The sequence below is a fragment of the Neorhizobium galegae genome, from assembly GCF_017877055.1.
Lineage (GTDB): Bacteria > Pseudomonadota > Alphaproteobacteria > Rhizobiales > Rhizobiaceae > Neorhizobium > Neorhizobium galegae_D.
The window spans coordinates 133,163-156,539 of sequence record NZ_JAGIPG010000006.1 but is presented as its reverse complement, the minus strand read 5'-3'; the positions used below and the strand labels follow the sequence as shown (position 1 = coordinate 156,539).

The following is a 23,377-nucleotide window of genomic DNA, read 5'->3' as shown; positions in this document are numbered from 1 at the left end:
TAGCGGCCATTGAAAACTCTGAGCGGCAGGCTCACATTTACACCAACAGAGAATCGTGAAGGAGAGCCCTATGGCTACCGTAAAAGTCGACAACAGCAACTTCCAGGCCGAAGTCCTCGACTCCGCCCAGCCGGTGATCGTGGATTTCTGGGCTGAATGGTGCGGCCCCTGCAAAATGATCGGTCCGAGCCTCGAAGAAATTTCGAACGAGCTTGCCGGCAAGGTGAAGGTCGTCAAGCTGAACATCGACGAAAATCCTGAACTGGCTGCCCAGTTCGGCGTGCGTTCGATCCCGACGCTTGCCATGTTCAAGGGGGGCGAAGTCGCCGACATCAAGGTTGGCGCCGCTCCGAAGACCGCACTTTCGGCCTGGATTTCCAGCGCCGCCTAACTTCCAGTCGCATGCCCGCATAAAAAAGCCCGGCTCATCCCTGCAGCCGGGCTTTTTCTATGTCTGTCGCAATCTTTGCAGTCAGGTCGGCGGGGTACCGTTGTCGGCAAGCACATTGCCGGCGAAATACAGCGAGCCGCCGATCAGGATGCGCGGCGGCGGAGCGCCCGGCACCTGGCGGCGGGTGATTTCCTGCAATGCCTCGGCCGTGGAGCCGGCGGGTTCGGCCACCAGGCCGGCATCGAACGCGGCGTGGGCGAGAACCACCGGGTCGAGCCCCGATTCGCTGCCTCGAATGCGGACGGTAAAGACGTGTTCGGCGATATCCGCGAAGGCGCGGAAGTAGCCGATCGGATCCTTGGTGTTGATCATGCCGGCGATAATGTAGAGCGGACGGGCCTGGCGTTCCTCGAAAGCCGCCATCGCCTCGGCGATCACCTCGCCGGCGCCGGGATTGTGCCCGCCATCCAGCCAGATTTCGGAGCCTTCCGGCGCATATTCCAAGAGCTCGCCTTCGGTCAGCTTCTGCAAGCGGGCCGGCCATTCGACCGTCGCCATGGCCTTTTCCATCATCGCCTCTGTGACGGTGAAGCCGGCAGCCTTGACGGCGCGGATGGCGGCGGCGGCGTTGGCATATTGGTGGCGGCCCGGCAGCCGCGGCAAGGGCAGGTCGGCAAGACCGAATTCGTCCTGATAGATCAGCCGACCGAATTCCTCATGGGCGGAAAATTCCTGGCCATAGACGGCGGTCGGACAGCCGAGCCGCTCGGCGGTCGATATCAGCACGTCACGGGCCGCTTCGAATTCCTGATGGCCGATGACGACCGGGCGGCCGCGCTTCATGATGCCTGCCTTTTCGGCGGCAATCAGTTCGACCCGATCGCCGAGATAGGCCTGGTGATCGAGCGAGATCGGCATGATCACCGAGACAGCCGGATCGGTAATGACATTGGTGGCATCGAAACGGCCGCCGAGGCCGACTTCGAGGATCACCGCGTCGCCCGGCTGCTCGGAAAACAGGAGAAAGGTCGCGGCCGTCAGGATTTCGAAAACAGTGATCATCTGGCCGGCATTCGCCGCCGCAATGCGCCGCAGGGCATCCGCAAGCATCGCGTCGCCGACGATCTTGCTGCGGCCGCCCTTGACGCCGATCCGGTAGCGCTCGTGCCAGTGGACGAGATGCGGGGACGTATGGACATGCGTCGCATAACCGCCCGCTTCCAGAAGGGCGCGGCAGAAGGCGGTCACGGAACCCTTGCCGTTGGTGCCGGCCACATGGATGACCGGCGGCAGTTTCCTGTGCGGATTGCCCAGAATTTCGAGCAGGCGGGTGATCCGGTCGAGCGATAGATCGAAGCCCTTCGGATGAAGGGTCATCAGCCGCTCAATTTCCCGCTCGGCCGCGCTCACAACGGGCTCGTTCATGGTGGTCATTCCCGCCGCTCCGGCTTTCGATGCACTCTTCCGCTCAGGCGCTCAACGCGATCGGTGCCGGCAGCGCTTCCTGGACAGGCTGTTTCGTCAGCATCTTCAGGATCTTGGCGAGCGTCGAGGGAATATCGTGGCGCTTCACCACCATGTCGACCATGCCATGCTCCAGCAGGTATTCCGACGTCTGGAAGCCCTCAGGCAGCTTTTCGCGCAGGGTCTGCTCGATGACGCGCTTGCCCGCAAAGCCGATCTCGGCGCCCGGTTCGGCGATGTGGACATCGCCCAGCATCGCATAGGAGGCGGTGACGCCGCCTGTGGTCGGGTTGGTGAGAACGACGATGTAAGGAAGGCCCGCTTCCTTCAGCATGTCGACCGCGACGGTGGTGCGCGGAAGCTGCATCAGCGACAGGATGCCTTCCTGCATGCGCGCTCCGCCGGAAGCCGGGAAGATCACCAGCGGGCACTTTTCCGTCACGGCCCGTTCGCAGGCCCGGACGATCGCCTCGCCGGCGGCCATGCCGAGCGAACCGCCGATGAAATTGAATTCATGAACAACCGCCACGAGCTTCAGGCCCTGGACTTCGCCGAGACCCGCGAGGATCGTGTCCTCCTGCTCGGTCTTGACGCGGCTGTCCTTCAGGCGATCGGCATAACGCTTGGAATCGCGGAATTTCAGCGGATCCTGGGCGACTTTCGGCTGCGGAAACGCTTCGAAGACACCGCCATCGAAGAGATCGACGAGACGGGCCTTGGCGGGCATCTTCATGTGGAAGCCGGAAGCGGGGATGACCCACTTGTTCTCTTCCAGGTCCTTGTGGAAGACCATTTCCCCTGTCTCGGGGCACTTGATCCAGAGGTTTTCCGGAACGTCCCGGTTGGGGCGACCGAGCATGGAGTTGATGCGCGGCCGGACGTAATTGGTGATCCAGTTCACTTGGGCGTACTCCCGTTGGAATCCAAGCCTAATGTGGGGAAACTATTCGGCGGCAACAAGGCGGGCGGCGCGGACGCCGGTCGCCAGGCCACGAACCAGCGTCACGACCGAGGCGACGGTATCCGGACCAGCCTTGCCGTCCTTGGTTAGGCTGCCGGCAATCTGCTGGACGATTGCGGTGCCGACGACGACGCCATCGGCCGAAGCACCGATCGCCTTGGCATGATCGGCGGTCTTGACGCCGAAACCGACGCAGACCGGCAGGTCCGTATGCCCCTTGATGCGTTTGACAGCACCGGCAATCAGCGACGGGTCGGGCAGCGCGGAACCCGTAATGCCGTTCATCGAGACGTAATAGACGAAACCGGACGTGTTCTTGAGAACCGTCGGCAGGCGCTTGTCGTCCGTCGTCGGGGTGGCGAGGCGGATGAAGTTGATGCCCTTGGCGAGCGCCGGGATGCAGAGTTCGTCATCCATTTCCGGCGGCAGGTCGACGACGATCAGGCCGTCGATGCCAGCTGCGATCGCATCGTCCAGGAACTTGTCGACGCCATAGACGTAGATCGGGTTGTAGTAGCCCATCATGACGATCGGCGTGTCGTTGTCGGTTTCGCGGAACCTGGCTGCGAGATCGAGCGTCTTCGACAGCGTCTGACCGCCCTTCAGCGCGCGCTGACCGGCCATCTGGACCGCGGGGCCGTCCGCCATCGGATCGGAAAACGGCATGCCGAGCTCGATGATATCGGAACCGGCGCCCGGCAGCGCCTTCATGATGCCGAGCGAGGTGTCGAAATCCGGATCGCCACCCATGAAATAGGTGACCAAAGCGGGGCGGCCTTCAGCTTTCACGGCCGCGAAACGTTTGTCCATACGAACGGTCATGTCACATATCCATTCCGAGAATCTTGGCGACGGTGAAGATGTCCTTGTCGCCGCGACCGGAGAGGTTCATCACGATAATCTGGTCCTTGCGCATTTTTGGCGCTCGCTTGATCACCTCTGCCAGGGCATGGCTCGGTTCCAGCGCGGGGATGATGCCTTCGAGACGGGTCAGGACCTGGAAGGCGTCGAGGGCCTCGTGGTCCATGATCGGCACATATTCCGCCCGGCCGATATCGTGCAGCCAGCTATGCTCGGGACCGATACCCGGATAATCGAGGCCGGCCGAGACCGAATGGCCCTCGAGGATCTGGCCGTCATGATCCTGCAGCAGGTAAGTGCGGTTGCCATGCAGCACGCCCGGCGCGCCGGCGGTGATCGAGGCGCAGTGCTCGACGCCCTGAAGGCCGCGGCCGCCCGCTTCGACGCCGACGATCTGCACGCCCGCATCATCCAGGAACGGATGGAAGATGCCGATCGCGTTCGAACCGCCGCCGACGGCAGCGATGACCATATCCGGCAGCCGGCCTTCGGCTTCAAGAATCTGCTCGCGGGCCTCCTTGCCGATCACCGACTGGAAGTCGCGGACGAGTTCCGGATAGGGATGCGGGCCGGCAGCCGTGCCGATCAGATAATAGGTATCCTCGACATTGGTGACCCAGTCGCGCAGGGCCTCGTTCATGGCGTCCTTCAGCGTGCCGTTGCCGGCGGTCACCGGAATGACTTCGGCGCCGAGGAGCTTCATGCGGAAGACGTTCGGCGCCTGGCGCTCGACATCGGTTGCGCCCATGTAGACGACGCAGGGGAAACCGAAACGCGCAGCAACGGTCGCGGACGCAACGCCGTGCTGGCCGGCGCCGGTTTCCGCGATGATGCGGGTCTTGCCCATGCGCTTGGCGAGCAGGATCTGGCCGATGCAGTTGTTGATCTTGTGCGAGCCGGTGTGGTTCAGCTCTTCGCGCTTGAAATAGATCTTCGCGCCACCGAGATGCTCGGTCAGGCGCTCGGCGAAATAGAGCGGGCTCGGACGGCCGATATAATGGGTGCCGAGGTCGGCCAGTTCCTTCTGGAAGGAAGGATCGTTCTTCGCCTTTTCCCATTCGCCCTGGAGATCCAGGATCAGCGGCATCAGCGTTTCGGCGACGAAGCGCCCGCCGAAAATACCGAAACGGCCATCCTCGTCGGGGCCGGAACGGAACGAATTGGGTTTTGGCGTCTCGTTCACTGTCTACTCCCTCACGCGCTTTTCCGGCCCGCATCCGCGACGGCATCGAAAAACGCATCGATCATTCCAAGGTCCTTGATACCCGGCGCACTTTCGACGCCGGACGATAGATCGATACCGCTTGCCCGCGTCGATTTGAGGGCGAGAACGGCATTATCCTTATTCAATCCTCCCGAAAGCATGTAATCCACGCCCTCGTCAAGGGAAGCCATTAGGCTCCAGTCAAAGGAAACGCCGTTGCCGCCCGGCAGCTCGGAGCCGGCAGGCGCTTTGGCATCGAAAAGAAAACGGTCGGCGACGCCGATATACGGATCAATCCGGTCAAGATCGCCGGCTTCCTTCACGGAAAGTGCTTTCATGACCGGCAGGCCGAAGAGCGCCTTCACCTGCAGAACCCGTTCCGGGCTCTCGTTGCCATGCAGTTGCAGGATGTCCGGCCGCACCATCGAGACGATATCGTCGAGCTCCTCGTCATCGGCATCGACGGTTACCGCCACGAGCTTCACTCGTCCGCGGACCCGATCGGCCAGGTCTCCGGCAAGGTCCGGTTCGACATAGCGCGGGCTCTTGGCAAAGAAGATGAAGCCGATATGCGAGGCGCCCCGCGCCACGGCGCGATCGACTGCCTCGGGGGTCTTCAACCCGCAGATCTTGATATCAGGTTTCATGATGCGCGGATTGACATGAAATTCCGACGGAGTCGAGGCAAATCATAGCAGACGGAATGCGGCCTTAGTGATCCTGGTTATTTTCGAATTCGGCCGGGACACCTCGGGTGCCTGGTAATAAGTAGTTTTAGGTGACACGCGACGTGTCCCGTTCGGTGTGTTTTTCCGCGCAACTCCGGTCCCTCTGCGGCGATATGGAATTTAACTTCGTGGAAATGAGCACGGATGCCATACCGGGTTGTGTGCGACACACACACGCCCCGCCTCAAGGCGAGAGGGGGACCATTTTCTGCGCAGGCCCCTGACGACCTGCTTGCATGACGGCAGACCACCAGATCACCGGTCCCGTCTCGCCGGTCATGCGGGTCGGTGCAGCCGAAACGGGACGGGCAGATTGTAGGCATGGGTTTGGCGGGCGGGGACGAGAAGGAGGTTAAGTGTTTGATTGGATTGGCGCGGAGGTGTCAGATATGCACCGGGATCAGTGCCGGGAGGTGGATCCTCGGGTCAAGCCCGAGGATGACGGAGGAGAGGCGGCGGCTGACCAAAAAGTGGAGATGACTGAGGAAAACTGCACGTTGCGCGGAGAACGGGCACAATATCCAACGTCGTCATCCTCGGGCTTGACCCAAGGGTCCATATGCCTCCGCGTCACTCGAAATCGATCGCATGCAGCTGCGAGCCGTGCTGTTTCAGCCATTTGCGGGCTTCTTCCATGCGCGGGCAGAGCTGTTTGCACAGCGCCCAGAATTTCGGGCCGTGGTTCATCTCCTTCAGATGCGCCACTTCATGGGCCGCGAGATAATCGATGATCAGAGGCGGCGCCATGACGATGCGCCAGGAGAAGCTGAGGTTCCCGTCCCAGGAGCAGGAGCCCCAGCGGCTGCGGGTGTCCTTCATCGAGACAGACTTGATCGGCTTGCGGATGGCAGCAGCGTGGCGAGCGACCAGCACTTCGAGGTCCTTGCGTGCTTCCTTCTTGAAAAACGCAGAAAGCCGGCGGCCCATATGGTCCTCGAGGCCGCTGACCCTCAGCACCGGCTCGCCGTCAATCAGCACCGCTTCGGTGAGGCCGCGGAGAGTGCCGGTGTGTTCGATCCGGTGGGGAACGCCCCGAAAGGCGATGCGGCCGCCTGATCGAATGGGGTTATCGGCCGAAAACTTCGCGAGCTTGGTCAGCAGCCAGCCCTGATGGCGGTCCAGGAAATCATCGATCTCGCGTTTCAGCAGGCCCGCCGGCACGGTGAGATTGAGCGCGCGGCCGCCCGGCTCGATCCGGAGCGTTATGCGGGTGGCGCGGCGGTTTTCCCTGATCGTCAGCGGCATCGCCCGATCGCCCACATCAAGGGTCCGCTTCACCGTTTCGAGCGGTTTCGGTTTGGAGCGAACTGGCTTTTTCAGAAGCGCGAACATGATGCCTTTCTAGCCGATTCCTTCACATAAAAAAGCCGGCGTCTCAAAGACGCCGGCTTCAGGTCACGTTTCACGTGAATCCATGGAGAGAGTTAGAGGTCGACGACCGTGTTCTGGCCGGAGGAACGGTTCTGCCGCTCGCGCATGAAGCGATCGAATTCTTCCTGGTCCTTGGCGCGGCGAAGCTCGCGGACATAGTTGTCGAATTCTTCGCGCATCTCATCGAGCTTGCGGCGCTCTTCCTCGATCCGGTCGATCTCGGTCTTGCGCCAGTCGTCGAAGGCGACGTTGCCGGTGGTGAAATGCGTGTTGTAGCGGGACTTCGCCCGACGGCAGCCGGCGAACATGCGGTCGGCGCGGTCGTTGGCATCGCGCTTGAAGCCGCGGAGCCTTTCACCGAAGATGATATAGGCAAGCATGGCAAGGCCGAGCGGCCAGAAGACAACAAAACCGAGCACCATGAGAGCGATGGTAGCCGGCGTCCAATCCGGACGAATCAATGCTGACTGGTTCATTGGTCACACCCTGATGTTTCAGCGGGTGGCCACATGCCAGCCCGTCTCATTCCGATTTGGTGAGCCCATGATCCGCCTTCAAGAAGACGGAACATTAAATTCAAGAAAATGCTGAAATATCGGCGAAATATCGAGGATGAGACCGACTTGGTTCCTCGGGTCAAGCCCGAGGATGACGGAGGCTGAGTAGCCGCGCCCGCCCCAAATCTTCATCCCCGGGCCTGTCCCGAGGATCGATGACCGGGCAGCGGGCGATCAATCAAGCCTTGCCGCCCTTGATGACGCGCTTGACCGGCGTCTTCCTGGCCAGTGTCCTGGCGTGCTTCTGGGTAAATTCGACGATTCGTGGAGCGATCTCCCGACGGAAACGCGAGCCGTTGAATACGCCGTAATGGCCGACATCCGGCTGCATGTAGTGCATGCGCATCTCGTCGGGAATGTTCGGGCAGATGGTCTGTGCCGCATTGGTCTGGCCGAGGCCGGAAATATCGTCGTTCTCGCCCTCGATGGTCAGCAGCGCCACCTGGCGGATGAGCCTGGTATCGACCGGAACATTCCGATGCATCATCTCGCCCTTCGGCAGCGAATGCTTGATGAACACCGTCTCGACCGTCTGGAGGTAAAATTCCTCCGTCAGGTCCATGACCGCCAGATATTCATCGTAGAATTCCCGATGCTTCTCGGCGGACTCGCCGTCGTTCTTGACGAGGTGCCGGAAGAACTCCTTGTGGGCGGTGACGTGCCGGTCGAGGTTCATCGACATGAAGCCGGACAATTGCAGGAAGCCCGGATAAACCCGGCGCATGAACCCGGAAAGCGGCCATGGCACGTTCATGATGACGTTGTCGCGGAACCATTCGATCGGATGTTTTTCCGCAAGCTTGTTGACGGCCGTCGGGTTGATGCGGGTATCGATCGGGCCGCCCATCAGGATCATCGAAGCCGGCACCATCTGGTCGCGCTGCGATTCCATCACCGCAACGGCAGCAAGCACCGGGACGGAAGGCTGGCAGACGCCGATGACATGGGTGCCGGGGCCGATCGCGTGCAGCATCTCGATGACGTAGTCGATATAGTCGTCAAGGTCGAAGCGGCCGTCGGTGATCGGCACGACGCGAGCATCGACCCAATCCGTAATGTAGACATCGGCGCTTGGCAGAAGTGCCTCCACTGTGCCGCGCAGCAGCGTCGCATAGTGGCCGGACATCGGCGCGACGATCAGGATCTTCTGATCAGGCGCACGGTCGGCGGGCAAATCGCGGCGGAAATGCAGGAGATTGCAGAAGGGCTTGTTCCAGACGATCTCTTCCGTCACCGCGACAGTCTCGCCATCGACGATGGTAAAGGGGAGTTCGAAGGCCGGCTTGCCGTAGCGGCGCGTGACGCGCTCGAAGACTTCGAGGCCAGCCGCCAGCGTCCGGCCCATCGTCGTATGGGAAAACGGATTGAGCGGGTTGGAATAGAAGAAGTGCATGGCATCCGCGGCGGCCCGGATGGGTGCCATCGCGGCGTGGTTCATCTCGTAGAACTGATAGAACATCGAGGTGCTGCCTTTCGTGATTTCCGACACCGCATTCGACAGTGACATCGAACCGGTCGGTTCAAGAGCAGAGTGAGGGTAGGCTGGCACTTTTCTATTGCGATGCAACATTATGGGGATACCGGCTGAATTGGCCAAGAGGAAGGCGAAACCGCAGATCATTCTGCTGTCTTGAGAATGACATGTAAGCCTTAAGGTTCCACCTTCCAAGCCTGGTTAAGGACTCATGGCCGCCGACGGCCATGAGTCCTCCGATTATTTAAATGTCGGCGACGAAGGTCTGACGCTGGGTGCCGAGACCATCGATGCCGAGCTCGACCACTTCGCCAGCTTTCAGGAAACGCTGCGGTTTCATGCCGAGGCCGACGCCCGGAGGGGTGCCGGTGGAGATGATGTCGCCGGGATGCAGCGACATGAACTGGCTGAGGTAGGACACTAGATAACGGACGCCATAGACCATCGTCCTGGTGGAACCGTCCTGCATCTTCTCTCCATTGACGGTGAGCCACATGCCGAGGTTCTGCGGATTGGGGATTTCGTCCCTGGTGACGAGCCAGGGGCCGATCGGGCCAAAGGTGTCGCAGGACTTGCCCTTGGTCCACTGGCCTGAGCGCTCGGCCTGGAAGGCGCGTTCGGAAACGTCGTTGGTCAGGCAATAGCCGGCGACATAATCCATCGCGTCGTCTTCCGAGACATATTTCGCGGTCTTGCCGATGACGACGCCCAGTTCGACTTCCCAGTCGGTCTTCACCGACCCGCGCGGAATGACCACGTCGTCATTCGGGCCAACGATGGCAGACGTCGCCTTCATGAAGATGATCGGCTCCGGCGGAACGGTCGCGCCGGTCTCGGCGGCATGGTCGGAATAGTTGAGGCCGATGCAGATGAATTTTCCGGTGCCGGCGACGCAGGCGCCGATGCGGGTCGGCTGCAATTCGGGCAGGCTTTCCGGATCGAGAGCGGCGATCCTGGCGAGGCCTTCCGGGGAAATGGCAGGGCCGGCAATGTCGGCGACGTGGCCGGACAGATCGCGGATCTTGCCCTTGTTGTCAAAAAGTGCCGGCTTTTCATGGCCCGGCTCGCCAATGCGCATCAGTTTCAAAGCATGGTCCTCCAATTACCGGGAGGTTTATGGAACATGCGCCCTGGCTTGTCACCCCCGTTTTCAGTCGGCCAGAAGTCTGTTGCCAAGCAGCTCGGCGGGCCTATTGTTAATCCTGGATCTACTCACAGCCTGCCATTTCGGAGATGCCCATGACCAGCAGCAATACCCGCGATTCGGAATTTCCGATCGATGCCTTCTTCCTCGACCGCTGGTCGCCTCGGGCGTTTACCGAGGAAACGATCGACCAGGCGACCATGCTGACGATCCTGGATGCGGCCCACTGGGCGCCCTCCTCCGGCAATAACCAGCCCTGGCGTTTCATCTATGCGCTGCGCGGCACGCCGTCGTTTCCGGTGCTCGTGGACATTCTTTCGCCGGGCAACCAGCGCTGGGCACAGAATGCGGCGGCGCTGATGATCGTCGTCTCGAAGACGTATCGCGTGGCGAGCAACGGCGAACGCAGGCTTGCCTATACCCACTCCTACGATACGGGCGCGGCCTGGTTCTCGGTGATCTGCCAGGCGATGAAGCTCGGTTATCACGCCCATGGCATGGAAGGTCTGGACAAGGAAAAGGCCGCCGAGGTGCTGGAGATTCCGGAAGGCTACCGGGTCGAGGCGGCGGCTGCGATCGGCCGGATCGGCGACAGAAACACGCTTCCCGACGAACTCGCGCAGCGGGAATTCCCGAGCAAGCGCAAGCCGGTTTCCGAAATCGCCTTCGAGGGGAAGTTTACCGGAGAGCCTTGAGCGCCGGTGATGTCTAAAAATTGTTTCACGTGAATCCCTATCCACAAGAAAGATTCACGTGAAACATTTTCGATCTGGACAAACAGAAACGGCGGCATCGAAGGCCGCCGTTTCTGTTTGAGGAGAAATCACAATCCATCCCACGTCATCCCCGGCCTTGTGCCGAGGATCTAAGCCGCTTCAACACAATCGACGTGAACAGATGCTCGGGATAGGCCCGAGCATGACGGAAGCGACCCGCTTAGATATCCAAATTGGCGACGCTCAGCGCGTTGTCCTGGATGAACTCGCGGCGCGGCTCGACCTCGTCGCCCATCAGGCGCGAGAAGAGACCGTCGGCGTCGGTCGCATCGTTGACGCGGACCTGCAGCAGCGAACGGACGTTGGGATCGAGCGTCGTTTCCCAGAGCTGCTCGGCATTCATCTCGCCGAGACCCTTGTAACGCTGCATGGAAAGACCCTTGCGGCCCGTTGCGAAGATCGATTCGAGCAGCGCGCGGGGGCCGGACATTTCCTGCTGGCCATCCTTGCGGGTGAGGACCGGCGGGGTGCGGTAGATTTCCTGCAGGCGCGTCGTCATCTGGTCGATATGGCGAGCATCGGCCGAACCGATCAGCGCCACATCCACGGCCGCGACTTCCTTGACGCCGCGCACCATGCGCTCAAACCGCAGGCCGCCCTCGTCCGTCACATGGCCGGTCCATCCGCGCTCGGTCTCTTCGGCGATCATGTCCAAGCGACGGGCGACTTCGTCGGCAGTCTGCTGGGCGCGTTCGCGGTTGTCGGTGAGTTCCGGATTGAGCGCACCGGCGATCGCGGCCTGTTCGATGATCGAACGGCTGTAGCGGGAATGCAGGCCCTCGACCAGGGCGCGGAGACGCAGCGCATCCTGGATGACCTCGCGCATGTCCTGTCCGGCACGGACTTCACCGGAGCCGAGCGTCAGGGTCGCTTCCTCGAGGCCCATGGTGATGAGGTATTCTTCCAGGGCGACTTCGTTCTTCAGATACTGGATCGACTTGCCGCGGCTGACCTTATAGAGCGGCGGCTGGGCGATATAGATATGGCCGCGTTCGATCAGTTCCGGCATCTGGCGGAAGAAGAAGGTCAAAAGCAGGGTACGGATATGGGCGCCGTCGACGTCGGCGTCCGTCATGATGATGATCTTGTGGTAACGCAGCTTGTCGGCGTTGAACTCATCCTTGCCGATCGATGTACCGAGCGCCGTGATCAGCGTGCCGATTTCTTGGCTTCCGAGCATCTTGTCGAAACGGGCACGTTCGACGTTGAGGATTTTTCCGCGCAAAGGAAGAATAGCCTGGTTCTCGCGCGAACGGCCCTGCTTGGCGGAGCCGCCGGCAGAATCGCCCTCGACGAGGAAGAGTTCGGATTTGGCCGGATCGCGCTCGGAGCAGTCGGCAAGCTTGCCGGGCAGCGAGGCGATGTCGAGCACGCCCTTGCGGCGGGTCAGTTCGCGGGCCTTGCGGGCGGCTTCGCGGGCGACGGCTGCTTCCACCACCTTGCCGACGAGGATCTTCGCTTCGGTCGGATGTTCTTCGAACCAGGTGCTCAAGGCTTCGTTCATCAGGCTTTCGACAACCGGCCGAACTTCCGACGAGACGAGCTTATCCTTGGTCTGCGATGAAAACTTGGGGTCGGGCACCTTGACGGAGAGCACTGCGGTCAGGCCTTCGCGGCAGTCTTCGCCCTGCAGCGTGACCTTTTCCTTCTTGGTGATGCCGGAACTGTCCGCATAGGACGTCACCTGACGCGTCAATGCCCCGCGGAAGCCGGCCATATGGGTGCCGCCGTCGCGCTGGGGGATGTTGTTGGTGAAGCAGAGCATGTTTTCGTGGTAACTGTCGTTCCACCACATGGCCACTTCGACCGTCATGCCATCCTTCTCGCCCTTGATGGCGACGGGCTTGTCGACCAGCGGCTTCTTGGAGCGATCGAGATAACGGACGAAGGCTTCGAGACCTCCGTCATACAGCATCTCTTCTTCCTTGATGTCCGGCTTGCGCTTGTCCGTTAGCCGGATTCTGACGCCCGAATTCAGGAAGGCCAGTTCGCGCAGGCGATGCTCGAGCGTGCCGTAGTCATATTCGGTCATCGTGAAGGTATCGGAGCTGGCGAGGAAGGTGACCTCGGTTCCGGAACGGCCTTCGTATTCGCCGATGACCTTGAGCGGACCGTCGGCGACACCATGCGTGAAGGAAATCTCGTGGAGCTTGCCGTTGCGGCGGATGCGCAGTTTCAGCCAGACGGACAATGCGTTGACGACCGAGACGCCGACGCCGTGCAGACCGCCGGACACCTTGTAGGAGTTCTGGTCGAACTTGCCGCCCGCATGGAGCTGGGTCATGATCACTTCGGCAGCGGAAACGCCTTCGCCGGTGTGAATGTCGGTCGGGATGCCGCGGCCGTTATCCGTCACGGTCACCGAGCCGTCCGCGTTGAGCGTGACGGTCACCAGGTCGGCATGGCCGGCCAGCGCCTCGTCGATCGCGTTGTCCACGACTTCGTAAACCATGTGATGCAGGCCGGAGCCGTCGTCCGTATCGCCGATATACATGCCGGGCCGCTTGCGAACGGCATCGAGGCCCTTCAGAACCTTGATCGAGTCGGCACCATATTCGGCACTCGCGCCATTATCGCTGACGGGTGTATCGGTCATCAATTATCTTCCAATTCGTTTGAGATGCCGGTTAAGCGAATCACCGGCCATTCCACCCTCAGAATATAAGGAAATCGGGGCGGTTTCTAAAGGTTGGGCCTCACCAATACGGCACGAAAGCCGTGGATGCGCAGCGAATTCAGCCCCGCATCTCGGCTTTTTTGAGGAGCGCGTCCATTTCCTCTATCACGTCCGGCGGCAAAGAGCGAATCCGATGCGCCAGCCGGTTGGCAAAGCCGGTGTATGATGGCGGCAAGCCCGCAGTATCAAGCACGACTTTCGGATGTGACGCCTCGGCCAGCCGGAAAAGCTCTTCCGCCTCATCCCAGATGACGTTGAAATAACCGGCGATCCGCTGCAGCAGTTCGAAGGTCGGGCGGCCGCGCTTGCCGTGCTCCAGGGCCGAGAGATAGGCAGGGGTGACGCCGATCGCCGCGGCGAGCTCGCGCTGGGTAATCCCCTTGCGGCGGCGCAGCTCTCTCAATGCGTGACCGAAAGGAGTCATTCCCGATCTCCGCGGCCGCGCGAAAGCCGCACATACATGGCGCCCTCCCCGCCATGGTGGCGCGCCGCCCATTCATAGGACGAGATCAGAAAACGGAACTCGGCTTTCGAAAACCACAGCGGCACGGCGCGGCGCAACGCACCTTCGCTGCCCATCGAACTGCCCTTGCCTGTGATCACCAGGACGTGGCGAAGACCGCGTTCATGCGCCCTCAGCAGAAAATCGAGGAGCAGGTCATGCGCCTCGCCCTGGAAAAGCCCATGCAGATCGAGCCGGGCGTCGATCGGCAGGCGACCCTTGGCGAGCTTCTTCTTGACCGGTTTTTCGAGCGGCTGATGAGAACCTACGGGACGCCTGGGTGGAGCGGGCGCCGGAAGTTCAACCGCATAGCTCTCCTGCCGCGGCGCGGGTTTCGGCTTCGCGGCCTCAACGGCTGCCTCTTCCGCAGCGATCTTTGCGGCCTCGGCTTCCTCGAATTGCAGGATTTCCTTCATACGGCCGGGCAAGGCGCGGGCTGACTTCGCGACCCTTCCCCACAATATCCGCTCTTCCGGATCGAGTTTGCGACCGCCCTTCATCCGCCGTACCTGACAGAAGCCGCCCTGGGGATGAGGATATAGAAATCGGCGTCGTTGCGCACCGTTCCCGCAAGCTCGCCCGCTTCAAAACCGGAGCCGGTAAAAATGTCGCCGCGCGAAGGGCCGACGATCGCCGAGCCGGTATCGAGCGCCAGCATCAACCGGGCGAAGGGTTTGCCGTCATCCATATGGGTCAGCGTCTCGGAGCGGATGAAAAAGGGAAAACCGAATGTGTGGATCTGGCGATCGACCGCCAGCGAACGACCGGCGATCAGCGGCACCTTGGCGGCAGCGACTGGACCGAGCGACGGATCGGAAACGTCCGCCTCGCGGAAAAAGATGTAGGAGCGATTGTGCCAGAGGACCTCGTCAACCTTAGCCGGATTCTCAGCCAGCCAAGCGCGGATGCTCTGCATTGAAATCTTCGCGGGGTCGATTTCGCCGCGGTCGATCAACAGCTTGCCGACCGGCGAGAACGGATGGCCCGCTTTGGCCGCGTAGGTGATCCGCCGGATGGTTCCGTCCGGGTATCTCAGCCTTGCGGCGCCCTGGACATGGATGAAGAAGACGTCGACCTTGGATTTAGCGTAGGCGATTTCCAGACCCCGGCCTTCGAGAAAGCCGCGGTCGATCTCGCCGCGGTCCGGATAGGGCACGATCCCCTCAGGCGTCTGCCGGCCGAACATGTAGCCGGAGTCCAATCCGGCCGGCCGGTTCCTGTCATCGAGGTCAATGAGATCGTCGGGGCGATAATGGAAGGGATGTGCCCAGATTTCGTCTCGCGTTTCCGAAACCTCGATCTCCGGCTCGTAGAACGCGGTGACGAAACCCCGCCGGCCGTCGTTGCGGGCGATCAGGAAGGGCGTGCAGTGGGTTTCGAAAAAGGCTCGGGCGGAAACGGGATCGCCCGGGACATCCCGGGCGGCTTCGATGAAGGTGGCGAGTTCCTCCGCCGTCAGGCCGAGGGAACCGGTGCGGTATGGCTTGACCCTGCGGATATGCTCCAGCGACGCGCGCATGCCGGCAAAGAGCAAGGTCGGATCATCATCGCCCCACCCCGCAAGATCGGAGAAGGATAGCGGCCGGAGGGTATAGTCCGCAGAGCCCAAAGTCATTGTTCGGATTCGGTGGCGACCAATCTCCAGTTCGGATCGCGGGAGCGGATGTCACGGGCAAAGGTCCAGATATCGGTGACCTCCGCAACGGTCTCCTGATCGCCGTCGATCAGCGCGCCGGCCTTGTCATAGGTGGCGGAAATCAGCTGGCTGACGATGCGGACCGTGATCTGCTCCTCGGCATCCTTGACTGCCGCGTGGGTGATGTCGGCCTTGTCGATGCCGACGAATGTCGATTTCACCACGTCGCCGCGGGACTCGCGGTCGGTGATCGCCGCATCGAAGCCGTCGAAGACCTCGTTGGAGAGGAGGCCCTTCAGCGTTTTCCGGTCGCCGTCCGCAAAGGCCATGACGATCATCTCGTAGGCCATGCGGGCACCGTTCAGGAATTCGCGGAGACGGAAGGAAGGATCCGACTTGACCATCTCGCGCAGTGCGGCGTTGAGTGGCGTATCGGGCTTAGCGGCGGCATCGACATCCGCATAACGCTGCTCGTCGTCGGTGGCGTCCCGACGCGGCAGGGTCACGACCTTGCTGTCGTCGCCACCCGGGTTCTTCGCGACGTCGCGGGGGCTGTAAGGGTCGAACGGCGGCTTCTCGCTTCCCGTCCGGCGTCCGAGCACACTGCGCAGTTGCAGGAAGATCAGAACCGCTGCGACAAGGAAAAAGAGTGTTATAAAGTCGTTGGAGCCCATCTTAACCCGCATTTGGCGTTTAAATGTTCGGTGCAGTCTCTCATATAGTCTGCATACGCCTATCATTCAAATGGCGAAGACGTTAGCGCTTTGCGCGCTTCCGGATATCACGACACAGGGAATATCATGCGCTTCTTTCTCGTGCCGCTCCTTCTGATCGGCTGGCCACTCGCCGAAATCGCAGGCTTCGTGCTGGTCGGCAAAGCAGTCGGCCTCTGGGCGACGCTCGGCCTGGTGATCGGTACCGCGGTTTTCGGCGCCATCTTGCTGCGCAACCAAGGCACCCAGATCCTGAGGAAGATTTCCACCGAGAGCCGCGATGGCCGCGCGCCCGGCCGCGCCCTGATCGACGGCGCGATGATCGTCGTCGCCGGCATCCTGCTGCTGCTGCCGGGTTTCCTCACCGACATCATCGGGCTGGCCCTGTTCATCCCCTTCGTGCGCAGCCTGATCTGGTCGGTGATCGGCCGTCGCATCGTCGTCGTCCGTTCGCCGCGCAGCGAAAGCTATCGCTACGAAAGCCCAAGGCCTTCGCCCGAGGCCAGGAAAACCGGGCCGGTGGTCGATCTCGACGAGCAGGATTACCATCGCGACCCCGATCCCTCGTCACCCTGGGCAGGCCCCAAAAGCAAGGAACCTTGAGAGGTTCAGCGGGTTGGCCAGGGTTGTAAGCCCCCAGACGAAATGTTAGAGGGCCTCAACGCTCCAAAGCCTCGAGGAAATCCCAATGGCAGACGATAACAACCAGGCCGCAACGCCGTCCCTCAACATCCTGGCGCAGTACACCAAGGATCTCTCCTTCGAGAACCCGGGCGCTCCGCGTTCGCTGCAGGCGCGCGACAAGGCGCCGGCGATCAACATCAATGTCAACGTCAACGCCAATCCGCTTTCGGACGCCGATTTCGACGTCATCCTGACGCTGAATGCCGAAGCCAAGGAAGGCGACAAGATCGTCTTTGCGGCCGAGCTGGTCTACGGCGGCGTGTTCCGCATCACCGGTTTTCCGCAAGAACACATGCTGCCGCTGCTGTTCATCGAATGCCCGCGCCTGTTGTTCCCCTTCGCCCGCCAGATCATCGCGGACGTGACACGCAATGGCGGCTTCCCGCCGCTGATGATCGACCCGATCGATTTCGCGCAGATGTTCACGCAGCGCATGGCCGAGGAACAGGCCCGTTCCAAGGTTCAGGTGCTGGACAGCTAAGCCAAAATTTTCCAGATTTGACGAAAGAGCCCGGGTTTCGACCCGGGCTTTTTTATTCGGCCGGCCTGTATTTCAGCCAGACCGCCTTGTCCTTCAGCGACGCGACCATGGCTGCATGAGCTTCGAGTTCGGCTTCGGTCAGCCGGGGGGTAAGGGGACGGGGACGGCCGGTCACCGCCGCCACGACTTCATCGACCTCGATTACCGTCGCAGACCGTTCATTGCCCATCAGGCCGAGCGCGGTCTGACGCCCGCCGGTCATCTCGATATAGACTTCAGCCAGGAGTTCGGAGTCGAGAAGCGCGCCGTGCTTGGTGCGGTGGGCGTTGTCGATACCGTAACGGCGGCAGAGCGCATCAAGCGAATTCGGGCCCATCGGGTGTTTGCGGCGGGCCATGGCCAGGGTGTCGATAACCTGGTCGGACATCACGGGCGGCAGGCCGAGACGGCCGAATTCCGCATTCATGAAGCCCATGTCGAAGGTGGCGTTATGGGCGATCCATTTGGCGCCATCGAAGAATTCGATGATCTGTTGCGCGACGTCGCCGAAGCTCGGCTTGTCCTTAAGGAACTCGTCCGTGATACCATGCACGGCCAGCGCATCCGGGTGGACCTTGCGGTCGCCCGGATTGATGTAGAGGTGCAGCGTTCTGCCGGTCGGAAAATTGTTGATCAGCTCGATGCCGCCGATTTCGATCACCCGATCGACCTTCGATTCGAGGCCCGTGGTTTCCGTATCGAAGATGATCTCACGCATGTGGGTTTCTCCCGCTCGTCTTCCCGGCCTTCAGAGACGCGATGATCTCGCGAACCTGTCCCCTCGCCGCGTCGAGTCCGAGGCCGGTGTCGATGAGAAAATCGGCTCGTTGGCGTTTTTCTGCATCGGGCATCTGGCGGGAGAGAATCATCGCCAATTTTTCCTCCGTCATGCCCGGGCGCGCAAGCACCCTGTCGCGCTGTATCTGTGGATCGCAGGTAACAACGACGATGACATCGACGCGATCCTCGCCCTTCACTTCAAAGAGAAGCGGGATATCGAGGAGCACGAGATCAGTGCCTGCCTCCTTGTGGCGGGCCAGGAAATCGACTTCCCGCCGGCGGACCAGCGGATGGACGATCGCTTCGAGAAGGGGGAATTTTTCAGGCGATGCCGAAAGCTGGCGGGACAGTTCCTGACGATCAATGACGCCATTCTTGACGGTGCCGGGAAATGCCTTACCGACGGGTGCCACCGCATCGGTGCGATAGAGATCGTGGACGACGGCATCGGAGTCATTCACCGGGACGCCCTCTTCCGCGAACATTTTCGCGGTGGTCGATTTTCCCATTCCGATGGAGCCGGTGAGGCCGATGACGATCATCTAGTGTTTTTCCATGTCGGTGATGACGAGATCCCGCAATGTCTTGTCGACGACAGGACGGCGGCCGAACCATTTTTCGAAGCCGGGCACCGCCTGGTGCAGCAGCATGCCGAGCCCGTCTACGATCGGAAAACCCTGAGCCTCGGCCTGCGCGAGCAGCGGCGTTTTCAAAGGTACGTAGACAATATCGGTGACCACCGCGCCGGATGCCAGCGGCGAGAAATCAATCTTCGGCGCATCGCTGCCGTCCATGCCGAGCGATGTGGTGTTCACAAAAAGCCCGGCGCCGGACATGACCTCGTCCAGTGCCTCGACAGGATTGGCGTAAACTTTGGGGCCAAACCGATCGGCGAGTTCCTCAGCGCGCGAAACTGTCCGATTGACCACATGGATCTCGCCGACGCCGCGATCCCGTATCGCCTGGATGACGGCGCGGCTTGCGCCGCCAGCGCCCAAAATCACGGCGCGGCCACTCTTGTCCCAGCCGGGATGACGGTCGTCGAGATTGGCGGTAAAACCGTAGCCGTCGGTATTGGTGGCATGCAGCAGACCGTTTTCCATCCAGAGCGTGTTCGACGCTCCGAGCTCCCTTGCCAGATCGTCCGGCCGGTCGGCCAGCTTGAAGGCGATCTCCTTGTGGGGGATGGTGACATTGCCGCCGCGAAAACCGGAACTCCCGTCTTTCAGCGATTGGATGAAGGCGGGGAAGTCCGCTTCGGTCACGGCCTCAGGCCTGTAGGTCCCGGCAATTTCAAACTGCTTCAGCCAATGGCCGTGGATCAACGGGGAGCGGGAATGCTTCACCGGCCAGCCGGTTACGAAAGCATTAACCAAAAATGTTTCACGTGAATCAGCCATCGATCGCTCCAAGGTCGCGAAGCTTTTCGAGGAGTGGCAGCATGGGCAGGCCAAGAATGGTGAAGTAGTCGCCCCCGATTTTCGAAAACAACTGAATGCCCTCGCCTTCCAGCTGATAGGCCCCGACGCTGCCATAGACCTTTTCGCCGACCCGGGAGAGATAACGATCGACGAAGGTTTCGCTCAAACACCTGACGGTCAGATCCGCATGGGCGACATGCTCCCAGACGATCTCACCGTCACGCGCGAACGCGATCGCGCTGTTCAGACGATGGGTCCTGTTCGAAAGGGAAAGCAGGTTCTCCTTCGCCTCCGCAAGGGTCTTCGGCTTGTGATAAACCCGGCTCCCGAGCGACATGGTCTGGTCCGAGCCGATCACCAGAGCCTGCGGACAACGTCCGCTCACGTCCACCGCCTTTGCCTTGGCAAGCGTCAGCGCCACCTGGTCAGGGCTTGCACCTTCCAGTCCGGCCTCGATCTTCCGCTCATCGATTTCCGCGGCCCGGCTTTCAAAGGCGAGGCCGGCATTTTCCATCAGCATCCGGCGGAACGGGCTGGAGGAGGCAAGTACGAGGGGCACCGTCACGCAATTCTCCCAAAAGCGGCAAGCGGTTTCGCTTAACGCAGCTTCGGACGCAGCGCAACGATTGCGGCGGCCGTCTCCTCTATCGACCGGCGCGTCACGTCGATGACCGGCCAGTTCTGGCGGGCGCAGAGCGCGCGGGCATATTTCAGCTCCTCGTTGATGGTGGCGCGGTCCGTATAATGGCGTCGGTCGAAACCCTGGGTGACACCCAGTTCGCGATGTTCGCGCACCTGGCTGATCCGGTCGGTCGTGGCGACGAGACCGACGATCAGCGGGTGGGTGGCGCGATAGAGACTGTCCGGCAGATCGACGCCCGGCACGATCGGGATGTTGGCTGTCTTGATGCCACGATTGGCGAGATAGATGCTGGTCGGGGTTTTCGAGGTGCGGCTGATGCCGATCAGCACGACATCCGCTTCGTCGTAATCTTCCGGCATCTGGCCGTCGTCGTGGTCCATGGTGAAATTGAGCGCTTCGATACGCTTGAAATATTCCGCGTTGAGCGCGTGCTGGGCACCAACCCGGCGGCGGGAGGGCGCACCGAGATAGGCCTGGAACGTCGCCATCACCGGCTCCAGGACGTTTACGCAGGGAAGGCCCATGTCCCGGCAGCGCTGATCGATGAGCCCGGCCAGTTCCTGATCGACAATGGTATAAAGGACAATGCCCGGCTCGCGATCGAGCGCCTCGAGCACGGCGAGCAGCTGTTTGCGGTTTCGGATCAGCGGATAGACATGTTCCACGGCCAGCGACGACTGGAATTGCGCCGAGGCGGCGCGGCCGGCGGAAATGAGAGTCTCGCCGGTGGAGTCAGATATGAGGTGCAGATGGAAGAAGTTTTTTCTGTTCTCCACGCTAAACTTAACCCTTTGTTGATAACTCGGGAGAGACCATCAAGTTCTGCCGGGCTCGGACCCGGCCTCGGGAAAACCGCCCAGTTTTCCACATTCGCATATCTCGCGGATGCGGATCAGGTGGTCTTGTGTGTTCCGGGGACAAGCTCCCTGCGGCTGTTTTTTCTCCCCAGCTTATCCACAGATAGCTCCGATTGGCTGGAGCGACATGCCTCTGAAATAACTGGCGAAATTCACGCTGTCCCGGCAAACCCGCGCGACATGCGATTTTCTCTCCTTTGAGCGGGCCCAAAGCGGCGGATCGTCGCGTCGGCTGTGTTTTGACTTTAATCCTTGCTACCCACCGACTCTAAGAAATAGAAAACCTTTTAAGATTCATTTCTTTGTTTTTAGGGAGAACCCATTGACCGGCGCATACCGGAAGATCGTCGAGGTGCTGGAAGGCAAGACCGTCAGTCCACCGCCTGTCTGGCTGATGAGACAGGCAGGGCGTTATCTGCCCGAATACCGGGAGACACGGGCTGCGGCAGGAAGCTTTCTCGATCTCTGTTACACGCCGGATCTGGCTGTCGAGGTGACCTTGCAGCCGATCCGGCGCTACGGTTTCGACGCAGCGATCCTGTTTTCCGATATCCTGGTCATCCCGGATGCGCTTCACCGGAACGTGCGGTTCGTGCAGGGCGAAGGTCCGCAGATGGACCCGATCGATGTCGCCGGTATCCAGGGGCTGAAGAGTGAAGGGGTGATTGCCCATCTCGCTCCCGTCATGGAGACCGTTCGCCGGCTGAGGCGGGAACTTCCTGAGGAAACCACGCTGCTCGGCTTCTGCGGCGCGCCCTGGACCGTTGCCACCTACATGATCGCCGGCCATGGGACGCCCGACCAGGCCCCTGCCCGGCTATTTGCCTATCGCCATCCCGAAGCCTTCGAGAAGCTTCTCTCGCTGCTTGCCGAAATCTCCGCCGAATATCTGGTCGCCCAGATCGATGCCGGCGCGGATGCCGTTCAGATTTTCGATTCCTGGGCAGGTGTCCTGGGGGAGAAAGAATTCGAAGCCTATGCGGTGAAGCCCGTTGCGCGGATGATCGAGATTATCCGCCGCCAGCGCCCGCAGGCGAAGATCATTGCTTTTGCCAAGGGCGCCGGCCTGAACCTGAAATCCTACCGCCAGAAGACCGGGGCGGACGCGATCGGTCTAGACTGGTCGGTGCCGCTTTCGTTTGCGGTCGAACTCCAAAAGGATGGCCCGGTCCAGGGTAATCTCGATCCGATGCGCGTGGTTGCCGGCGGCAAGTCGCTCGAAGACGGCATCGACGCCATTCTCGACAAACTCGGGAATGGCCCGCTGATTTTCAATCTTGGCCACGGCATCACGCCCGAAGCCAATCCGGATCATGTGCGCCAGTTGATCGAACGCGTGCGGGGAGCCAACGCGTGAGCGGGGAAGAACTGCAGGCGGGCAAGGTGGCAGGGCGGCGTTCGGCATTGCGGGCGTTCACCGCTCTTGCCGTCTTCGTCGGCATCCTGGTCGCGGTCTATCTCGCCCAGCCCGATAACTTCATTCTCTACATCAAGGCTTTCCACGTCATCGCGGTAATGTCCTGGATGGCTGGCCTGCTCTACATGCCGCGGCTGTTCATTTATCACAGCGATGCCGAGCCCGGTTCGGCGCAGTCCGAGACCTTCAAGATGATGGAGCAGCGGCTCTTGAGGATCATCATGAACCCGGCGATGATGATCAGCTGGGTACTCGGTCTTTACCTCGCCTGGGACGTCTATGAATTTCGTGGCGGCTGGCTGCATGCGAAAATCGGGCTTGTGGTGCTGCTCACAATGGTGCATGTGCTGTTTGGTCGCGCGGTGCGCAGCTTTGCGGTCGATGGTCCGCGGAAAGCGCCGCGTTACTGGCGTATGATGAATGAACTTCCGACCGTTCTGATGATCGGGATCGTCATTCTGGTGATCGTGAAACCCTTCTGAACCCCGGCTCGCTGTTTCTTGGCAAGATTTCCGTCTTGCCCCTTGCGGCGTTCCACGTGAATCGCTATTTTCCTCGCCATCTCATCTCGTGGCATGCGTGTAATTTCCCGTCCT

25 protein-coding genes are annotated in these 23,377 nt (G+C 61.1%); 6 read left to right on the top strand and 19 right to left on the bottom strand.

Annotated elements, in window-relative coordinates; translation table 11 throughout:
* Nucleotides 1-70: 70 nt before the first annotated feature.
* Nucleotides 71-391 (top strand): thioredoxin, encoded by a 321-nt coding sequence (gene trxA, locus J2857_RS28965; RefSeq protein WP_210013523.1) that lies wholly within the window; start codon nucleotides 71-73, stop codon nucleotides 389-391.
* An 81-nt stretch (nucleotides 392-472) separates the two neighbouring features.
* On the opposite strand, the gene J2857_RS28960 is transcribed toward trxA, so the two are convergent.
* From J2857_RS28960 to J2857_RS28920, 9 genes are all read right to left on the bottom strand, one after another.
* Nucleotides 473-1,825, bottom strand: coding sequence for a bifunctional folylpolyglutamate synthase/dihydrofolate synthase (locus tag J2857_RS28960; RefSeq protein WP_245363973.1), 1,353 nt, complete (start codon nucleotides 1,823-1,825; stop codon nucleotides 473-475).
* Between the two features lie 34 nt (nucleotides 1,826-1,859).
* Nucleotides 1,860-2,756, bottom strand: a complete 897-nt coding sequence (accD, locus tag J2857_RS28955) for an acetyl-CoA carboxylase, carboxyltransferase subunit beta (RefSeq protein WP_210013522.1) — start codon at nucleotides 2,754-2,756, stop codon at nucleotides 1,860-1,862.
* 42 nt (nucleotides 2,757-2,798) lie between these two features.
* Nucleotides 2,799-3,638, bottom strand: coding sequence for a tryptophan synthase subunit alpha (gene trpA / locus J2857_RS28950; protein WP_046635580.1), 840 nt, complete (start codon nucleotides 3,636-3,638; stop codon nucleotides 2,799-2,801).
* Nucleotide 3,639: 1 nt separating this feature from the next.
* Nucleotides 3,640-4,860: a tryptophan synthase subunit beta gene (trpB, locus tag J2857_RS28945; protein ID WP_210013521.1), complete on the bottom strand. Its 1,221-nt coding sequence runs from the start codon at nucleotides 4,858-4,860 to the stop codon at nucleotides 3,640-3,642.
* Between the two features lie 11 nt (nucleotides 4,861-4,871).
* A complete protein-coding gene (locus J2857_RS28940) occupies nucleotides 4,872-5,528 on the bottom strand; it encodes a phosphoribosylanthranilate isomerase (protein WP_210013520.1) in 657 nt (218 codons plus the stop codon).
* Between the two features lie 651 nt (nucleotides 5,529-6,179).
* Entirely contained in the window at nucleotides 6,180-6,941 is a 762-nt protein-coding gene (locus J2857_RS28935) for a M48 family metallopeptidase (protein ID WP_210013519.1), read from the bottom strand.
* A gap of 92 nt (nucleotides 6,942-7,033) precedes the next feature.
* The gene (locus tag J2857_RS28930; RefSeq protein ID WP_210013518.1) at nucleotides 7,034-7,456 is read right to left on the bottom strand and encodes a DUF2852 domain-containing protein; all 423 of its coding nucleotides are present in this window, start codon (nucleotides 7,454-7,456) and stop codon (nucleotides 7,034-7,036) included.
* 259 nt (nucleotides 7,457-7,715) lie between these two features.
* Nucleotides 7,716-8,996: a polyhydroxyalkanoate depolymerase gene (locus J2857_RS28925; RefSeq protein WP_210013564.1), complete on the bottom strand. Its 1,281-nt coding sequence runs from the start codon at nucleotides 8,994-8,996 to the stop codon at nucleotides 7,716-7,718.
* 259 nt (nucleotides 8,997-9,255) lie between these two features.
* Nucleotides 9,256-10,098, bottom strand: coding sequence for a fumarylacetoacetate hydrolase family protein (locus J2857_RS28920; protein ID WP_210013517.1), 843 nt, complete (start codon nucleotides 10,096-10,098; stop codon nucleotides 9,256-9,258).
* 152 nt (nucleotides 10,099-10,250) lie between these two features.
* Between J2857_RS28920 and J2857_RS28915 the strand changes: the two genes are divergently transcribed.
* Nucleotides 10,251-10,850: a nitroreductase family protein gene (locus J2857_RS28915; RefSeq protein ID WP_210013516.1), complete on the top strand. Its 600-nt coding sequence runs from the start codon at nucleotides 10,251-10,253 to the stop codon at nucleotides 10,848-10,850.
* Between the two features lie 241 nt (nucleotides 10,851-11,091).
* On the opposite strand, the gene gyrB is transcribed toward J2857_RS28915, so the two are convergent.
* The 5 genes from gyrB to J2857_RS28890 all read right to left on the bottom strand — a co-directional run bounded on the left by gyrB (nucleotide 11,092) and on the right by J2857_RS28890 (nucleotide 16,420).
* Nucleotides 11,092-13,527: a DNA topoisomerase (ATP-hydrolyzing) subunit B gene (gene gyrB, locus J2857_RS28910; protein WP_210013515.1), complete on the bottom strand. Its 2,436-nt coding sequence runs from the start codon at nucleotides 13,525-13,527 to the stop codon at nucleotides 11,092-11,094.
* 139 nt (nucleotides 13,528-13,666) lie between these two features.
* Entirely contained in the window at nucleotides 13,667-14,032 is a 366-nt protein-coding gene (locus J2857_RS28905) for a helix-turn-helix domain-containing protein (protein WP_210013514.1), read from the bottom strand.
* Nucleotides 14,029-14,610 (bottom strand): Smr/MutS family protein, encoded by a 582-nt coding sequence (locus tag J2857_RS28900; protein WP_210013513.1) that lies wholly within the window; start codon nucleotides 14,608-14,610, stop codon nucleotides 14,029-14,031. Before J2857_RS28900 ends, J2857_RS28905 begins: the two co-directional genes overlap by 4 nt.
* Nucleotides 14,607-15,725, bottom strand: a complete 1,119-nt coding sequence (gene mltA, locus J2857_RS28895; RefSeq protein ID WP_210013512.1) for a murein transglycosylase A — start codon at nucleotides 15,723-15,725, stop codon at nucleotides 14,607-14,609. The genes J2857_RS28900 and mltA overlap by 4 nt, the downstream gene beginning before the upstream one ends.
* Entirely contained in the window at nucleotides 15,722-16,420 is a 699-nt protein-coding gene (locus tag J2857_RS28890; protein WP_210013511.1) for a Tim44/TimA family putative adaptor protein, read from the bottom strand. The genes mltA and J2857_RS28890 overlap by 4 nt, the downstream gene beginning before the upstream one ends.
* 126 nt (nucleotides 16,421-16,546) lie before the next feature.
* On the opposite strand from J2857_RS28890, the gene J2857_RS28885 reads away from it, so the two are divergent.
* Nucleotides 16,547-17,062 carry an FxsA family protein gene (locus J2857_RS28885; RefSeq protein WP_210013510.1) on the top strand — a complete coding sequence of 172 codons (516 nt, stop codon included), beginning with the start codon at nucleotides 16,547-16,549 and terminating at the stop codon, nucleotides 17,060-17,062.
* An 85-nt stretch (nucleotides 17,063-17,147) separates the two neighbouring features.
* Nucleotides 17,148-17,624 (top strand): protein-export chaperone SecB, encoded by a 477-nt coding sequence (gene secB, locus J2857_RS28880; RefSeq protein ID WP_037086290.1) that lies wholly within the window; start codon nucleotides 17,148-17,150, stop codon nucleotides 17,622-17,624.
* Nucleotides 17,625-17,676: 52 nt separating this feature from the next.
* Here secB and dnaQ read toward each other — a convergent pair whose 3' ends face one another.
* The 5 genes from dnaQ to J2857_RS28855 are packed head-to-tail and all read right to left on the bottom strand — an operon-like array spanning nucleotide 17,677 to nucleotide 21,283.
* Entirely contained in the window at nucleotides 17,677-18,381 is a 705-nt protein-coding gene (dnaQ, locus tag J2857_RS28875) for a DNA polymerase III subunit epsilon (protein WP_210013509.1), read from the bottom strand.
* Nucleotides 18,374-18,985, bottom strand: a complete 612-nt coding sequence (coaE, locus tag J2857_RS28870) for a dephospho-CoA kinase (protein ID WP_210013508.1) — start codon at nucleotides 18,983-18,985, stop codon at nucleotides 18,374-18,376. The genes dnaQ and coaE overlap by 8 nt, the downstream gene beginning before the upstream one ends.
* Nucleotides 18,986-19,843 carry a shikimate dehydrogenase gene (locus J2857_RS28865; RefSeq protein ID WP_210013507.1) on the bottom strand — a complete coding sequence of 286 codons (858 nt, stop codon included), beginning with the start codon at nucleotides 19,841-19,843 and terminating at the stop codon, nucleotides 18,986-18,988.
* A complete protein-coding gene (locus J2857_RS28860) occupies nucleotides 19,836-20,429 on the bottom strand; it encodes a Maf-like protein (RefSeq protein WP_210013506.1) in 594 nt (197 codons plus the stop codon). Before J2857_RS28860 ends, J2857_RS28865 begins: the two co-directional genes overlap by 8 nt.
* A gap of 32 nt (nucleotides 20,430-20,461) precedes the next feature.
* Nucleotides 20,462-21,283, bottom strand: a complete 822-nt coding sequence (locus J2857_RS28855; RefSeq protein WP_210013505.1) for a pyruvate, water dikinase regulatory protein — start codon at nucleotides 21,281-21,283, stop codon at nucleotides 20,462-20,464.
* Nucleotides 21,284-21,686: 403 nt separating this feature from the next.
* On the opposite strand from J2857_RS28855, the gene hemE reads away from it, so the two are divergent.
* Entirely contained in the window at nucleotides 21,687-22,721 is a 1,035-nt protein-coding gene (hemE, locus tag J2857_RS28850) for a uroporphyrinogen decarboxylase (protein ID WP_210013504.1), read from the top strand.
* Nucleotides 22,718-23,263 (top strand): protoporphyrinogen oxidase HemJ, encoded by a 546-nt coding sequence (hemJ, locus tag J2857_RS28845; RefSeq protein WP_210013503.1) that lies wholly within the window; start codon nucleotides 22,718-22,720, stop codon nucleotides 23,261-23,263. The genes hemE and hemJ overlap by 4 nt, the downstream gene beginning before the upstream one ends.
* Nucleotides 23,264-23,377: the final 114 nt, after the last annotated feature.

Coding starts and splice junctions, on each gene's coding strand:
- J2857_RS28935 (WP_210013519.1), bottom strand. CDS start 6,941: ATGTTCGCGCTTCTGAAAAAGCCAGTTCGCTCCAAACCGAAACCGCTC.
- coaE (WP_210013508.1), bottom strand. CDS start 18,985: ATGATCGTCATCGGCCTCACCGGCTCCATCGGAATGGGAAAATCGACC.
- gyrB (WP_210013515.1), bottom strand. CDS start 13,527: ATGACCGATACACCCGTCAGCGATAATGGCGCGAGTGCCGAATATGGT.
- J2857_RS28930 (WP_210013518.1), bottom strand. CDS start 7,456: ATGAACCAGTCAGCATTGATTCGTCCGGATTGGACGCCGGCTACCATC.
- J2857_RS28925 (WP_210013564.1), bottom strand. CDS start 8,996: ATGTTCTATCAGTTCTACGAGATGAACCACGCCGCGATGGCACCCATC.
- J2857_RS28900 (WP_210013513.1), bottom strand. CDS start 14,610: ATGAAGGGCGGTCGCAAACTCGATCCGGAAGAGCGGATATTGTGGGGA.
- J2857_RS28890 (WP_210013511.1), bottom strand. CDS start 16,420: ATGGGCTCCAACGACTTTATAACACTCTTTTTCCTTGTCGCAGCGGTT.
- mltA (WP_210013512.1), bottom strand. CDS start 15,725: ATGACTTTGGGCTCTGCGGACTATACCCTCCGGCCGCTATCCTTCTCC.
- secB (WP_037086290.1), top strand. CDS start 17,148: ATGGCAGACGATAACAACCAGGCCGCAACGCCGTCCCTCAACATCCTG.
- J2857_RS28885 (WP_210013510.1), top strand. CDS start 16,547: ATGCGCTTCTTTCTCGTGCCGCTCCTTCTGATCGGCTGGCCACTCGCC.
- J2857_RS28865 (WP_210013507.1), bottom strand. CDS start 19,843: ATGGCTGATTCACGTGAAACATTTTTGGTTAATGCTTTCGTAACCGGC.
- J2857_RS28960 (WP_245363973.1), bottom strand. CDS start 1,825: ATGACCACCATGAACGAGCCCGTTGTGAGCGCGGCCGAGCGGGAAATT.
- trpA (WP_046635580.1), bottom strand. CDS start 3,638: ATGACCGTTCGTATGGACAAACGTTTCGCGGCCGTGAAAGCTGAAGGC.
- J2857_RS28940 (WP_210013520.1), bottom strand. CDS start 5,528: ATGAAACCTGATATCAAGATCTGCGGGTTGAAGACCCCCGAGGCAGTC.
- J2857_RS28905 (WP_210013514.1), bottom strand. CDS start 14,032: ATGACTCCTTTCGGTCACGCATTGAGAGAGCTGCGCCGCCGCAAGGGG.
- dnaQ (WP_210013509.1), bottom strand. CDS start 18,381: ATGCGTGAGATCATCTTCGATACGGAAACCACGGGCCTCGAATCGAAG.
- J2857_RS28915 (WP_210013516.1), top strand. CDS start 10,251: ATGACCAGCAGCAATACCCGCGATTCGGAATTTCCGATCGATGCCTTC.
- trxA (WP_210013523.1), top strand. CDS start 71: ATGGCTACCGTAAAAGTCGACAACAGCAACTTCCAGGCCGAAGTCCTC.